Source organism: Accumulibacter sp. (assembly GCF_023806565.1).
Lineage (GTDB): Bacteria > Pseudomonadota > Gammaproteobacteria > Burkholderiales > Rhodocyclaceae > Accumulibacter.
The window spans coordinates 1-15,039 of sequence record NZ_JAMTDV010000041.1 but is presented as its reverse complement, the minus strand read 5'-3'; the positions used below and the strand labels follow the sequence as shown (position 1 = coordinate 15,039).

At 63.8% G+C, this 15,039-nt stretch carries 11 protein-coding genes; 3 read left to right on the top strand and 8 right to left on the bottom strand.

Translation table 11 applies throughout. The features are described 5' to 3' along the window. Nucleotides 1-32 precede the first annotated feature (32 nt). The 3 genes from NFV80_RS04940 to NFV80_RS04930 all read right to left on the bottom strand — a co-directional run bounded on the left by NFV80_RS04940 (nucleotide 33) and on the right by NFV80_RS04930 (nucleotide 5,899). On the bottom strand, nucleotides 33-2,960 hold the full coding sequence (locus tag NFV80_RS04940) for an EAL domain-containing protein (protein WP_295326790.1): 2,928 nt from the start codon (nucleotides 2,958-2,960) through the stop codon (nucleotides 33-35). Nucleotides 2,961-3,001: 41 nt separating this feature from the next. Beyond that, entirely contained in the window at nucleotides 3,002-4,501 is a 1,500-nt protein-coding gene (locus NFV80_RS04935; RefSeq protein WP_295326788.1) for a radical SAM protein, read from the bottom strand. A 93-nt stretch (nucleotides 4,502-4,594) separates the two neighbouring features. After that, nucleotides 4,595-5,899, bottom strand: coding sequence for a patatin-like phospholipase family protein (locus NFV80_RS04930; RefSeq protein WP_295326786.1), 1,305 nt, complete (start codon nucleotides 5,897-5,899; stop codon nucleotides 4,595-4,597). A gap of 323 nt (nucleotides 5,900-6,222) precedes the next feature. On the opposite strand from NFV80_RS04930, the gene NFV80_RS04925 reads away from it, so the two are divergent. The 3 genes from NFV80_RS04925 to NFV80_RS04915 are packed head-to-tail and all read left to right on the top strand — an operon-like array spanning nucleotide 6,223 to nucleotide 12,067. Then, nucleotides 6,223-7,494, top strand: a complete 1,272-nt coding sequence (locus tag NFV80_RS04925; RefSeq protein ID WP_295326784.1) for a TolC family protein — start codon at nucleotides 6,223-6,225, stop codon at nucleotides 7,492-7,494. Next, complete coding sequence (locus NFV80_RS04920; protein WP_295326783.1) at nucleotides 7,491-8,894, top strand: efflux RND transporter periplasmic adaptor subunit; 1,404 nt, start codon at nucleotides 7,491-7,493, stop codon at nucleotides 8,892-8,894. Before NFV80_RS04925 ends, NFV80_RS04920 begins: the two co-directional genes overlap by 4 nt. A 23-nt stretch (nucleotides 8,895-8,917) precedes the next feature. Further along, entirely contained in the window at nucleotides 8,918-12,067 is a 3,150-nt protein-coding gene (locus NFV80_RS04915; RefSeq protein ID WP_296758014.1) for a CusA/CzcA family heavy metal efflux RND transporter, read from the top strand. Between the two features lie 194 nt (nucleotides 12,068-12,261). Here NFV80_RS04915 and NFV80_RS04910 read toward each other — a convergent pair whose 3' ends face one another. The 5 genes from NFV80_RS04910 to NFV80_RS04890 all read right to left on the bottom strand — a co-directional run. After that, complete coding sequence (locus tag NFV80_RS04910) at nucleotides 12,262-12,678, bottom strand: type II toxin-antitoxin system VapC family toxin (RefSeq protein WP_295326779.1); 417 nt, start codon at nucleotides 12,676-12,678, stop codon at nucleotides 12,262-12,264. Then, nucleotides 12,678-12,905, bottom strand: a complete 228-nt coding sequence (locus NFV80_RS04905) for an AbrB/MazE/SpoVT family DNA-binding domain-containing protein (protein WP_295326778.1) — start codon at nucleotides 12,903-12,905, stop codon at nucleotides 12,678-12,680. Before NFV80_RS04905 ends, NFV80_RS04910 begins: the two co-directional genes overlap by 1 nt. A 381-nt stretch (nucleotides 12,906-13,286) precedes the next feature. After that, the gene (fetB, locus tag NFV80_RS04900) at nucleotides 13,287-14,090 is read right to left on the bottom strand and encodes an iron export ABC transporter permease subunit FetB (protein WP_295326776.1); all 804 of its coding nucleotides are present in this window, start codon (nucleotides 14,088-14,090) and stop codon (nucleotides 13,287-13,289) included. Beyond that, nucleotides 14,087-14,686, bottom strand: a complete 600-nt coding sequence (locus NFV80_RS04895) for an ATP-binding cassette domain-containing protein (protein ID WP_295326774.1) — start codon at nucleotides 14,684-14,686, stop codon at nucleotides 14,087-14,089. The genes fetB and NFV80_RS04895 overlap by 4 nt, the downstream gene beginning before the upstream one ends. A 97-nt stretch (nucleotides 14,687-14,783) precedes the next feature. After that, nucleotides 14,784-15,039, bottom strand: a 256-nt coding sequence (locus NFV80_RS04890) for a DUF4351 domain-containing protein (RefSeq protein ID WP_295326772.1), incomplete at its 5' end; no start/stop codon positions are given.

The following is a 15,039-nucleotide window of genomic DNA, read 5'->3' as shown; positions in this document are numbered from 1 at the left end:
GCCGCTCCTCGCCGATCCCGGTGCAGACCCGCTCACCCGGCCGCAAGCTGCGAGGGAAGTTCGATGTGACCGCGGCGCAGGATGGCCACCATCTCGTCTGGCGGCAGCGGGCGGCTGAACAGATAACCTTGCAGCTTCGGGCACTTCGCCCGTTGCAGAAAGTCGAGCTGTTCTCTGGTTTCGACCCCCTCGGCAATCACCTCGAGATCAAGGCTGCGCGCCATGGCGATGATCGCAGTGGTGATTCCGGCATCGTCGGTACCCTGCGGCAGGCCACTGACAAAACTCCGATCGATCTTCAGGGTGCCGATCGGGAAGCGCTTGATGTAGGACAGCGACGAGTAGCCGGTGCCGAAGTCGTCGATCGAGAAATGCACTCCAAGTTCGCGCAGGCGATATAAGGCATTGATTCGTTTCGCCTCGGGATCCATCAGGATGCTCTCGGTGAGCTCCAGTTCGAGCAGATCGGCAGCCACACCCGTCGCCTTGATGATGGTCGCAACGCCTTCGAGGAAATCCGGTGCGCGTAGCTGGCACGCGGAAACGTTCACCGCCACCCGCGGGACCGGCAAACCGTTCTGCTGCCACTCGCGCACCTGACGGCAGGCAGCATCGAGCACCCATTCCCCTATGGGAACGACGAGACCGCTTTCCTCGGCAACCGGAATGAACCCGGCCGGCAATACCAGGCCGTGCTGCGGATGCTGCCAGCGAATCAGTGCTTCGATTCCGACCACCCGGCCATCGTTGGCTTGCACCTGCGGCTGGTAATACAGACAGAACTCGCTCCGTTCGAGACCCCGGCGAATATCGCCTTCGAGAGCCAGGTGTGCGGTCGTCCGGGTAGTCAGCGTCCGCTCGTACAACTGCCAGTTGTTGCGTCCCTGCTCCTTGGCGTAATACATGGCGGTATCGGCGTGCTTGAGCAGCGTCGCGGCATCCTCCCCGTCGTCGGGAAAGAGCGCGATGCCGATGCTAGAGGTCACGGTGATCTCCTGCTCGCCGATCAGCACCGGCTGCCCTAGCAGCGACAGCACCCGCTGTGCAACCGCGCAAACGTTCTCCGCGGTGTCGACATCAGGCAGCACGACAGTAAACTCGTCGCCACCGAGACGCGCGAAATGCAGGCCGGATTCATCCAGTGCCGGCCGGCTGATGAAGGCACCCGCGCGCAGCCTTTCCTGCAGTCGCTCGGCGATCGTCTGCAGCAGGCAATCGCCAGCGCTGTGTCCCAACGTATCGTTGATCCGCTTGAAACCATCGAGATCGAGAAACAGCAGTGCCATCCGGTGGTTGGTCCGGCGCGCCCGCAACAATTCGTGGTCGAGTCGTTCGAGAAAGCTCTGGCGGTTGGGTAGACCGGTCAGCGTGTCGAAATAGGCGAGGCGACGGATTTTCTCCTCGTTGCGCTTCTGGAGCGTGATGTCGCGCACCACGATCACCACCTTGTCCGTTCCGTTTGGCGCGATGCGCGCTTCATAATAGTGGGTGCTGCCCGCCACCGGCAAGGCGATGAACACCGATTGCAACTCGTCTCGCTGTAGCGCCTGCTCGATCCCCTGCTGCAGGGTCAAAGCCGTCTCGCTTGGCAGAACGGTCGCCACGTTCTTGCCGAGCAACTCGCTCCCGGCGATGAAGGATCGCGTCGCATACGCCTGCTTATAGTCGAGGCAGTTCCCTCGCCGGTCGATGACCATGATCAGATCCGGCATCGCCCACATGATCGCGGCCTGTTGGCCTTCGAGTTCGTGCAGCTCGCGCTGCTCGGCGCGCAGCCGGACGATCAGCGCTGCCAGCCAGAAAGCCGCCTGCACCAGGCTGCCAAGCGGAAAGGCGAACACTGCCAGGCGGCTGACGTCGACCCCGTTGCCGATCACCGAAAACGCCTGCATGCCCCCACCGATGATGGTTGCACCGAGGCCGAGCGTGAACAGACGGATCGCTGTATCGCCACGGAACGCTCCTCGGAGGAGCAGTACAAAGGTGGCGAGAGCAAGCGCAAACAGCAAGGCTGCGCCGACGCGGTAGCCCGCGGCATACCACGCCGACATCAGGAAGCAGAACGCGCTGAGCGCGACGGAGCCACCAATCGCCAAGCGCACGCGACCACGTAGCTGCAGGAATTCGAGGACCGCAGTCCCGACGCCGAGCACGACGCCGGCCACGGAAATCGCCTGCAGGATAGGAAAGTACCCGGGCCCAGGCCAGACCGGTGCCAATGCGGAGCCGATTCCGAAATTCTGCACCAGCCATATCTGCAGTGTGGCACCGTAAAATGCGTAAGCGCGGGCGAGCCGGCTGCCGGCAGACGCGTCGAAGCCGAGGGCGACGATGATCATCACCATCAGGACGCCGCTGTACACCCCCAGACCGAGCCACAGCAAGGTGTTGTCGCGTACGAAGGTGGTCTCGTCGGCGAGCAGTATCCATGGGCGAATTGCCTTGTAGTCCTGCACGATTGCGGTAATCGTCGCGCCTGCCGGCAGCGGCGGTAGCCGAGCAAAAGGAAATGGACTGATCAGGTCACTCCGCTCGAAGGGAACGGCACGGCCGGATATGGATAGCCAGGGACAACCATTCACGTCAGTAGCGACGACGATGAAATACTCGGCGATCGGTTCCTGCAGGTAGACGATGAGAGACTCCGCAGCGAACAGCTCGCGCTCGACCTCGATGCGAAAGGCACGCGCTGGGCGGCTCGACGACAATTCCGGCAGCAGCAGCTGCTCACAACCGACGTCTGGCTGCGCGACCGCTTCGCGAAGCCCTTCCAACCAGCGGCTGGCATCGTCCGAATGACCTGGGCCACGAGGGGCATCCCACAAGGGACTCAAGCGCGCCGAAAAGGTATTGGCCTGCGGCGACGAGCCCACCAGCGCCAGGGCCATCATCGCCAGAAACATCAGGTACTTACACAGCCGCTTGGCAAACACACGCGTCATCCCGTAGTCTTCCTGCATGCACGCTTCCCATCTCCGGAACCGCCAGAATGCGGCGCCTTTCAGGGCATTGCAAGCGCATTATAGGCAGCAATCGAGGCTGCCTCGGTCGCCACGTGATGCGTCGCTGGACGCAGCAGGCTGGCGGCATCGTCGATCAGGTCGTCATGCAGTTCGCCGTCGGGACCCGTGACGTACAGCGGCTCGAAATGAGCGCGGTATCGTTCGGGAATGTTGATTCGCGGACGATACAGCGATCCCAGCCGCTCGGAGCTGGCCAGACAGCTGCGGCCGCCGGCGCGACCGGGCCGCATGCCGTCGCGGCCATTGCTGCCGACACGTGGAAAGCTCATTGCCCAGGCATTTCCCACGCCGCTCAGCAGCCCCCAGCCGGAAAGACTGGCGCGATAGCGGCGCCAGAATCGCCACGCATGCGCCACGATCCTTCGTTTCGCCATCAATCCCTGATCCATGCGCAGCGCAAAGGCGACGGCGTCGCCGATCGGGTCCAGCGGGTGACAGACGATCGAACGTCCGTCCATGTCGCGCAGTCGGATGTTCGGCAGCAAGAGGCCGTCGTGCAAGCGACTGGCAAACAGCGGGGTCCCCAGTATCGGGATGGCGAAACTGAGGAAGCTCGGCAAGGTGATGCGCGGGTTGGCCACGATCACGTCCGTTTCCGCCAGACACTCGGCAATCGTGCGGTCAACGAGATCGAAGATCAGACCGTAGTGAAACACCAGCCCAGCCTCCAGGCAGGACTGGATGACTTCTTCCTGTGGCAGTATCAGATTCTGCTTCTTGTTGAAAGCGCCGAGTTGCGCGCGACTGAACGATTCGACACCGCTGAAGAAGCCGATACAGCCCGACTCGCGCGCGAGCACGACGTTGTCCGCATCCCGGAAGAAGTCGGCGGTAACGAGCGCTGCCCAGCCGCCAAATTTCCCTTGCTCGAACAGCTCCTTGAGGAGCGCCATGCGCGCCTTGAAATGGGTGCGCGGCCCACCGAAGAAATTCTGATCGAGAAACATCACACACTGGCGATAGCCCATGGCTTCGATCTGCCGGCGCACGTAGTCGAGATCGTAGGTCATGAACTTGCGGTCCTCGGCGGTCATTGCGCAAAAGCTGCAACGGAAGTTGCAGTTGCGGGAGGCTTCGGCGTAGCCGATGATGCGCGGTCCGGAAATCAGGTCATAGCGGGGAATTGGCATCTCGGCGGCGTGCCCGGGGCCAAAAACGTCATCGACCACCGACACGATCTGCTCGACATCGCCGCCACAGACGTAGTCGAAATGGCGGCGGCCGAGGTTCGGCAGCATTCGCGCCAGCGAACCACCCATGGCCACGACGATCTCCGGATGCACCGTTCTGGCATAGGCCGTTACCTGCCGCATGCGGTCGAACGACGGGTTGAGGCCGGTCAGCACCAGCAGATCTGCCCATTGCAATGCGCGCAGGTCCTCGAAAGGACCGTCCCGAAATTCGCAGGCCAAGCGCACCTCGATGCGTGCGGGATCGAGCATACCGGCGAGGACAGCCGGCGCAATCGACTGCGGCACCACCCATGGGTTTCCACGCGCACGGCGATGCCTATCCGAATAACAGTTCAGAATCAGAATTCGTGGGATTGCCATGTCGGACTCGAAGCGGCGTCATCCGGTCGATAGCGTCGACCAGGCGGCGCGGGCATCGCTATACCAGCGATGGCCAATTTCGCACCAGTGGTCGGTGCTCGCCGTCGGCGCCTGCGCGGAGGGCGACACCCAGGCGCCACATCCCCGGATAGGCTGATTGTGCCAGTCATCCCGCAACCACCCATCGCATAGCCGTTTGATCAGCTCGACATCTTCCTGGCGGGTCGCAGAGATATCCATCTCGGCAATTCGGCGGAATTCGTCGACGCTCCAGCCGGCCGGAACACGCCACGCGCCCGTCGCCTGATCGATCACCGGCTGAATCACGGGATTCATGCGCACGATCGCCGTGTCGGTGTGCGGACAACACGAAACGTTCGGTGGCAAGCCACCATCGAGCATCAGGTGCGCAATGAAGGTGTGGGCATCCGGTGGATCAGCAATGATCGTCTTGCCGACCTTGACCAGTTCCGGCAGGAAGCCCGTTCTGGATCGCGGCCGGCACAGCGCACGCGGAATCCCCTCGGTTCCCGACTCAGGGAGAAAAACCGTGCTGGTGCCGAGAGAGAGCACGCCAATGTCATTGCGCGGCACACCCATGGCGATGGCTTCGACCACCCCCGCCAGCACCGGATTGTTGTAGCCTGTCATGGCGCCGTCCCAGAAGCGGCAACCGTCGAATTCCGCGGGCTTGTCGAACCAGTTGATCGGCGCGGTACTGGACGCGTGTGCCGCCTCGGCCAATGTGGCGCACTGCTGTCGATGCGGAAAACTGGCTGCCGGACTGTTGACGTTGCTGCGCATCATGCGCGCCCGATCGCGGTCGAAATCGTAGGTGACGACAAGAACCGAGATGGGCCGGCTGGTTTCGCCACGCTGCGACTGCACACAAGCGACCCTGTCGTTGAGGATTTCGTGCAGGTCCTGCAAGGACGTGTTACCCATTCGGGGCAGGATGCGGCGCAGGAATTCGAGTTTGCCCGCGGTGGAAAAACGTCGGCCAACTGCATTCGACGGCGAGAAGGCGCCAGTGAGCAACTGCAATGGAGTCCGGTACCAGGGCAGACGTCCAAAAAGTGCCTTGCGATTGACCGGGTTGTCGAAAAGCCCGAAGATCTCGCGCGGCGAATATCCCTCGACCAAGGCCGCAGCAACGATCGCCCCTCCCGAGCAAGCCGACACCAGATCAAAATGGCTGAGAACCTGATGGCCATCCTCGCCGGGATAAAGATCATCGAGCACCTTTGCCTGAATGAGGGCGAAGGTGCCGCCGCCGTCGAGCGATAGTATGCAGAAGGGCTTTCGCCCCGACCCGGCTTCCATCGTCAAGGCTTCCAGAAAAAATTTCCGAAACGCGATCCTCTCTCCCAGGACAAGCGTGATGATATTACACGGGAAACCGCCGTCGTGTCGATCGATATTCGACGCCGTGCACCAACGCACCGGTATCGCTGCCGAGCCCGGAATAGATTTTCCGAATGATGCTGCGCTTCGTCCTTGCGGTGCCGACCGCCTGCGCGCAAGGTAGCCCACTCACACGGATGCGTGACGGTCCGGCCCGGTGCCGCCATCCCTCCCGACCAGATTGCTGCATGTCGAGGCGATGGACGCGGCATAATTCGCGTCTGAATCTCATGGGAACCCGCATGCAAGGATTGACGCTCGCCAGAATCATTGCCACGTCCCTGGCGCTCGCCTTTGCGACTCCGGCCGCGTCGCAGGATGTCCGCATCGGCCGCACGGTCGGCAGCCTGATCGAATTCGCCAGGGGCCGCAACCCGGATTACGCTGCGATCCAGGCCGAGGCCGAAGCGGCAGCGGAACGGATCGCGCCGGCAGGCGCCCTGCCCGACCCGAGGTTCCGCGTGGAACTGCGGGACATCACGAAGTTCGGCGAGCAGTACCCGTCGCTTACCCCGAGCCGCGTCGGCAGCACGAAATATCTGCTCTCGCAGGAGTTGCCCTGGTTCGGCAAGCGTGATCTGAAGCGCGAGGTGGCCGAGCTCGAAGCAGCCAGTGCCAGGAGCAAATCGTCGGGGACCTGGGCGGAAATCGCCGCCAGGATCAAGACCAACTATGCACAGTTGTACTACCTTCATCACAACGAACTTTTGACGCGCGAGGTTCTCGACCTGATGAGGCGCCTCGAAAAGCTCGCCCAGATGCGCTATAGCAGCGGTCTGTCCCCTCTGCAGGATGTCATCCGCTCGCAGGTGGAGCAGACCAGGCTGCGCAGCGAACTGCTTGCCCTGGAAACCGAACAGCATCACCTGCACAGCCGCCTCAATGCCCTGCTCGGACGGCCGGCCGCGGCGCCCCTGGAAGAACCGGAGGGGCTTCGCCCGCTGCCGGCGCCCCCCCTGCTCGATTACGCGGCACTCGCGGAACGGGTGCGCGAGCGAAACCCGTTGTTGGCCGCCGACACCAGCAGGTTGCAGGCAGCGGAAAAGAGTCGCGAACTCACCTATCGCAACCGCTATCCCGATATTACCGTCGGTGCCGGGCCGATCCAGTACCAGAGCGCGATCAGGGAATGGGAAGTGATGGTCGAACTGAACATTCCGCTGCAGCAATCCTCACGGCGCTCGCAGGAGCGCGAAGCCGAAGCTCTGCTGGCAGCTGCCCGCGCACGCCGGGACGCAGGCGCCAATCAGGCGCTTGCCGACCTGGCGGAAAATCTCGCCGGCATCGACGCCGCACGCCGGAGCGAAGCCTTGGCGACCGACGACCTGCTGCCGGCGGCCGAACTGACTTTCAAGGCGGCCCTCGCCGGCTACGAAACCGGCAAGCTCGATTTCGCAACGCTGCTCGATGCCCAGCGGCAGATCCGTCAGGCCAGACAGGAAAGGATCAAGGCGCAGGCCGAAGGGCAGGCCCGCCTGGCGGAAATCGAACGTCTCGTGGGAGAAGACCTATGAAGCAGGCCGCACGCATCGCGATCGGCGCTCTGGCGATTGCCACTCTGGCCGCTGCCAGCGGTTATTGGGTAGGCATACGAGCCATTCCGACGAGTCGCGACGGCGCGACGCCGACGGCCGCGGACACCGCCGAAGATACCCATCGCAAGGAGCGCAAGATTCTCTACTACCGGAACCCCATGGGCCAGCCCGATACCTCGCCGACGCCGAAAAAGGACGCCATGGGCATGGACTACATCCCGGTTTACGCAGACGAAGCGGACGCGGAAACTGCCTCCGCGAAGCAGGTTGGGATCAGCAGCGAAAAGGTCCAGAAACTTGGCGTCAGAACCGAGGCGGCCAGCCGGCGCCAGCTCGACCGGATCATCCGCGCCGCTGGGCGCATCGAAGCGGACGAACGCCGACAATATGCGATCGCCGCCAAGTTCGAGGGTTACATCGAGCGGCTGCGGGTCAATATGACGGGCCAGATGGTCGACAGGAACCAGGCGTTGTTCGACGTCTACAGTCCGGAGCTGATTTCCGCGCAGCGCGAATACGCGCTCGCGTCGCAGGGGCTGGAGGCGTTGGGCAATGCCGACAGCGAAATGCGAAGCGGCATGCAGCAACTCGCGGAGTCAAGCCTGCTGCGCCTGAAGAACTGGGATGTCTCCGAGGAGCAGATCAGGTCCCTGGCGGGATCGGGTGCTGCTCGCCGTACCGTGACTTTCCGCTCGCCGGTCGCCGGCATCGTGACCGAGAAGAAAGCGGTGCAGGGGATGCGTTTCATGCCGGGTGAAGTGCTCTACCAGATCGCCGATCTTTCGACGGTGTGGGCAATCGCCGACGTCGCCGAACAGGACAGCGGACTGGTGCGAACCGGCGCAACGGCCAGGATCAGGATAGACGCCTATCCGGACAAGCTTTTCGAAGGGGCGGTCACCTACGTCTATCCAACGCTGAAGGCCGAAACCCGGACCATTCCCATACGCGTCGAACTCGCCAACCCCGGCACGCGGCTCAAACCCGGCATGTTTGCCCAGGTCGAACTGCTGGTGACCACCGCAACGCCGGTGCTCACCGTGCCGGCTTCCGCCGTGATCGACAGCGGCAGGCGCCAGATCGTTCTGGTGCAATCCGGCGAGGGTCGCTTCGCACCGCGGGAAGTCAGACTCGGTACACGCGGCGACAGTCATGTCGAGGTGCGCGAGGGCGTCCAGGAAGGCGAGCGGGTCGTTATCGCGGCCAACTTCCTGATCGACGCCGAAAGCAATCTCCGCGCGGCGGTCGACGGTTTTGGCCAGGCCGCGCGCAGCGACGGCCGATCGGCGACGAGCGATGCTGCTTACCGAAGCGAATCGGCAAGCGGGACACGCCCGGCTGTCGAGGCGCTTCCGGCCGATTCGCGCCGCGGCCGCTGACCACTACCGCGGAGAAATTGGCAATGCTGGCCAGGATCATCGAGTGGTCGAGCAGGAACCGGTTTCTGGTCCTGCTCGCCACCCTGTTCGTCATCGCCGGCGGCATCGTCGCTGTCGTCCGGACGCCGCTCGACGCGCTGCCCGATCTCTCGGACGTGCAGGTCATCGTCTACACCGAATATCCCGGCCAGGCGCCGCAGGTCGTCGAAGATCAGGTCACGTATCCGCTGACCACGGCCATGCTGTCGGTACCCAAGGCGAGAGTGGTGCGCGGCTTCTCCTTTTTCGGCGCATCCTTCGTCTACATCATCTTCGAGGACGCGACCGACATCTACTGGGCCCGTTCGCGCGTACTCGAATATCTCAACTTCGCCGCCGGCCGCATGCCGCGCGGAGTGTCACCGCAAATCGGGCCCGACGCCACCGGAGTCGGCTGGGTCTATCAGTACGCGCTGCTCGCCAGGGACAGCAGCCTGGCCGAATTGCGCACCATCCAGGACTGGTATCTGCGTTACCCGTTGAGCAAGGTCCCTGGCGTTGCCGAAGTCGCCTCGCTCGGCGGCTTCGTCCAGACGTATCAGGTCACGGTCGATCCGGTCAAGCTGCGAGCTTACGGCATTCCGTTGATGAAAGTCGTCCAGGTCATTCGCGAGTCCAACCGGGACGTCGGCGGCCGGGCGGTGGAAATGGCCGAGACCGAGTACATGGTGCGCGGCAAGGGCTACCTGCGCGGTCCCGGCGACCTCGAATTGCTCGTGGTGAAGAGCGATCAGGGTACGCCGGTATTGATCCGCGACATCGCCCGCGTCGAGCTGGCACCCGACGAGCGGCGGGGGCTGAGCGAACTGAATGGCGAAGGCGAAGTCGTTTCCGGCATCGCCATGGCGCGCTACGGGCAGAACGCGCTCGCCGTGATCGACCAGCTCAAGGCAAGGATCGAGGAACTCGGATCCGGACTGCCGGAAGGGGTGACGGTGGCCACGGTGTATGACCGCTCCGACCTCATCCGCCGCGCGATTGCCACGCTGCAGCGAACCCTGGTCGAGGAATCGGCGATCGTCGCGCTGGTCTGCGTCGTCTTCCTGCTGCACGTGCGCAGCGCGCTGGTGGCGATCCTGATGCTGCCGGTCGGCGTGTTGATCGCCTTCATCGCCATGCGTCTGCTCGGCATGAACTCCAACTTGATGAGCCTCGGTGGCATCGCGATCGCCATCGGCGCGATGATCGACGCCGCCATCGTCATGATCGAGAATGCCCACAAGCACCTCGAGCGCCTGCCACCAGGGCACGCCGACGAGGAACGCGGCGCGGCCATGCTGCTCGCCTGCAGGGAAGTGGGGCCGGCATTGTTCTTCTCGCTGCTCGTGATCACCGTTTCCTTCCTGCCGGTATTCACCCTGGAAGGCCAGGAAGGTCGGCTGTTCTCGCCACTCGCCTACACCAAGACCTTTTCGATGGCGGCCGCGGCATTGCTCTCGGTAACGCTGGTGCCGGTGCTGATGCGGCTCTTCATTCGCGGCCGAATCCTGCCGGAGGCGGCCAACCCCGTGAACCGCGCGCTGATCCGCCTGTACCGGCCGATCATCGCCGGCGTGATGCGCTGGAAAAAGGCGACCGTCGTCGGCGCACTGCTGATCCTCGCCGTCTCGATCTACCCGGCGTCGCGACTCGGCTCCGAGTTCATGCCGACGCTCGACGAGGGTACGCTGCTCTACATGCCAACGTCGTTGCCGGGAATGTCGATCACCAAGGCAGCCGAACTGCTGCAGACCCAGGACAAGATCATCAAGAGCTTCCCCGAAGTCGAGTCGGTCTTCGGCAAGGCCGGACGTGCCGGCACCGCCACCGACCCGGCGCCGATCGAAATGTTCGAGACGGTGATCAACCTCAAGCCGCAGTCCGCCTGGCGCGCCGGCATGACCACCGACAAGCTGATCGCCGAACTCGATCAGGCATTGCGCTTCCCGGGTGTGGCCAACGCCTGGACGATGCCGATCAAGGCCCGCATCGACATGCTCGCCACCGGCATCCGCACGCCGATCGGCGTCAAGGTGTTCGGCAAGGATCTGGACGAGATGGAAGAGCTCGCCAGGGCGATCGAAAAGGTACTGAAGACCGTCCCCGGCACCACCAGCGCTTTTGCCGAGCGCGTCACCGGCGGCTTCTACCTCAACATCGAACCGGATCGACGACAACTGGCGCGCTACGGTCTGGCAGTAGGTGATCTGCAGGATGTCATCGGTGCGGCGCTGGGTGGCGAAATGGTGACGACGACGGTCGAGGGCCGCGAACGCTACGGAGTAAATGTGCGCTATCCGCGCGAATTGCGCGCCGATCCGCAGCAGATCGCACGTGAGGTGCTGGTACCGACAGCGTCCGGCGCGATGGTGCCGCTCGGCCAGGTGGCGCGCATCGAAATCGGGAGGGGTGCAGCGGGCATCCGCACCGAGAATGCCCTGCTCTCGACGTACATTTTCGTGGACATCCGCGACCGCGACATCGGCGGTTACGTCGCCGAGGCCAGGAAGGCAGTGGCACAACAGGTCAAGTTCCCGCCGGGCACCCACATCGCGTGGAGCGGTCAATTCGAATACCTGGAACGGGCGATCGAGAGGATGAAAATCGTCGTCCCGCTCACCCTGCTCCTGATCTTCCTGCTGCTCTATCTCAACTTCAGGCGTCTGACCGAAACGCTGATCGTCATGCTCTCGGTTCCTTTCGCGCTGGTCGGCGGTGTCTGGCTGATGTGGCTGCTCGGCTACAACCTTTCGGTCGCCGTCGCTGTCGGCTTCCTCGCGCTGGCCGGCGTGGCGGCGGAAACCGGCGTCGTGATGTTGATCTATCTCGACCACGCCTGGCGGGCAGCTCAATCGAACTGTCGCGCCGCCGGGCGCGAACCCGCGGCGGCCGATCTCTACGCCGCCGTGATGGAAGGCGCCGTCGAGCGTGTGCGGCCGAAGATGATGACCGTCGCCGCCATCATCGCGGGCCTGCTGCCGATCCTGTGGGGCACGGGCACCGGTTCCGAGGTGATGAGCCGGATCGCTGCGCCCATGGTCGGCGGGATGATTTCGTCGACGGTCCTGACGCTGGCGGTGATTCCGGCAATCTACGCGCTGGTCAAGAAGCGGCGCCTGCGGGCGGGGAGCGAGGAATCCGGCTGCCGGGACTGAACCCCGCGCTACTTTCGGTGGCCGGCGGACCCAATAAAAGTTGCAATCAGCCACTCGCGGGGCGGAAGGACGACTGCAGTTCCGCGGCCTGGCTACCCGCTACGACACGCTCGCCTGTCGCTTGAATTGCTTGTTGCAGTTCGCAGCGCACCCATCCGCTTGCTGTGAACACGCGCCGGCCCTCTCGATTTCCGTCAAGGCATGGAGTCGGGGGCGATCAAGCGCACCTCGGGAAAGTAACTGCGATAACGGCGGGCGTCTCGGGTGAGCAAGGTCAGCCCGGAAACCAGGGCGTGGGCACCGATGTAGAAATCAGGCATGGGGGCGGTCTTGGCCCCGCCCGCACGGCGGTAGGCAACAAAAGCGCGTCCCGCTTGGAATGCCGCCTCCCAGGGAAGATCGGCGCGCTGCAGCAGCATGTCGGAGAGTATGGAGGCTATCTGCCGCTCCGAATCGGCGTAACCAGCCAACTCTGCGTAGATGATGGGGTTGATGAACACCGCGCCGTCATTCGCGGCGGAGATGAGTTGAGCTGCCGACCAGACATACCATTGGGAGTCCGGGTCTGCCGCGTCGATGATGACGTTGGTTTCGATAAGATAACTGCCCATCAATCCTCGCCACGGGTTTCCCGCATGATTTCGTCGGTGGTCATGCCGCAGCCCTGGAAAGCGCCACGCAGGCGCTCAACCAATTGCTGGCCTCTTGTGCCACCCTTGGGCTTGAGCCAGACAACGCCGTCCTTGAAAGCAAATTCCACATCTGTGTTTGGCATCAACCCTGCCTGTTTGCGGATTTCAGCGGGTATGGTCACTTGACCTTTGCTGGTAATGCGCATTTACGTCTCCTTCTTGCTGTAAGAGGTAAGAATAGCATAGCCTTACCTCGGCGGCCGGATCGTGAAAATGGCCGAAACCGAGTACATGGTGCGCGACAGGAGCTACTTGCGCGGCCCAGCCAACCTCGAACTGCCGGGATTTTGAAGAGCGATCGGGATACGCCGGTGCCGATCCGGTGGAGTACGGGCACCGGTTCCGGAATGATGAGCCGGATCGCCGCACCAATGGTCGGCGAGATGATTTCATCGACAGTCAAGTAGTGGCGGCCGCGGGGAACGGAGCGAGCGGACCGTAGCCCCTTACGGAGTCGGAACAGGAGATAACACCGTCGCTGAACCCGAATCCGGCTCCTGCTCACGGCCTTGCCCCCGTGCTCCCGGTCAGCTCCGCGGCAACCGCAGCCGATCGAGGCGCAGACGCTGCCGTTCGTCGAACAGGCGGCGGCTGGCGAGACCAACTGCCACCATGGTGCCGGAACCGGTGCCCCCGGCGATCAGGAACATCACCAGAATCTGGTACTTGACCGCTTCGACCGGCGGCGTTCCGGCGAGAATCTGCCCGGTCATCATCCCCGGCAGGCTGACGATGCCGGCCGCGGACATCGCGTTGATGATCGGGATCATGCCGATCCGAATGGCCTCGCGGCGACTGTCGGAAATCGCTCGCCGCCAGTCCTGGCCGAGCGCCAGGCGCGCCTCGATCACCGCGCGTCGCTGCGCGGCATCCTGCGTCAGCCGGTCGAGCCCCAGCGAAATGCCGTTCATCGTGTTGCCGAGCACCATCCCCAGCAGCGGAATCGCGTATTGCGGCGCATACCAGGGGTCGATGCCGATCACCAGCAGCAGCGCCAGCAGCGTCACCGCGAACGACGACACGAACATCGACAGGGTGCCCAGGCCGAAACCCCACCAGCCGACGAAACGGCGCTTCTGTCGCACCATCACCTCGCGCCCGGCCACGACGAGCATCACCGTCGCCAGTAGCGCCACCCACAGCGGCCGCGCGCTGTCGAACAGCAGCTTGAGCACCAGCCCGATCAACAGCAACTGCACGGTGCTGCGGACGGCGGACAGCAGCAGTGGGCGTTCGACGCCGAGATGCATGCGCAGTGACAGCCCGGCCAGCGCCAGAATCAGCAGCGCTGCGACCGCGAGATCGAAGGGGGAAAGTGCGACGACGTTCATCGCAGCGCCTGCAGCCGGCCGTCGTCGAGCAGGTAGCTGCGCTGCGCGACCCGCTCGATCTGCGCGCCGTCGTGACTGACCCAGAGCAGCGCCGCCTGCCGTTCCCGCCGATATTCATCGAGCAAGGCCTCGACCCACCGGGTGCCTTCCGCATCGAGATTGCCCGTAGGCTCGTCGAGCAAGAGGGCGGCGGGCGCCTGCATCAGCGTCCGCAACAGGGCCAGCCGCTGCCGCTCGCCCGTGGAACAGCGCGCCACTTCCCAATCCAGGGCAGCAGCGGGCAGGGCGAGTTGTTCCATCCAGCGCGATTCGACGCCACGATCGAAATGATCGCCGATGCGTTCCGACCACCACTGACTTTCGGCCGCCACCAGGGCGACCGCGCGCCGCCACTCGGGCGCCGGCAGTCTCGAGCAACTGGTCGCGTCGAGCAGCGCATCGCCACGGTGTGGATCGAGGTCGGCGATCGCGCGTAAGAGCAGCGTCTTGCCACTGCCAGACGCGCCGCGGATGCAGACGCACTGGGCACTGCCGATCGAGAGGTCAATCGGACCGACATGGCGAGTGGCAATTTGTCGAAGCTGCAGGCTGGGCATGGGCGTTCAGAAATCAGACCGGTCGCGGCACAACGGCTGCTGCGCGAGCACGAAGGCAGGGCCCGCCCCGCGGTCGCGATGAAGTCGATCCGCCGTATCAGGGAGCGGTCGGCCCGAAAAGCTCGTCGAGGCTGCGTGCGTCGAGCACGCGATCCAGCCAGGAATCGATCTGCTCGATCGGTGCGTTGGAGATCTGTTCGAGCACCGCCGCCGGCACGACGCCAAAGCGCCGGGACAGCAGTTTCTGCAGAGCGAGCGCTTCTCCCTCTGTCCTACCCTCGGCCTTGCCCTTCGCCTTGCCCTTCGCCTCGCCCTCGGCCCTGTACGCATCCGCCCATTGTTCGAGTCGCTCC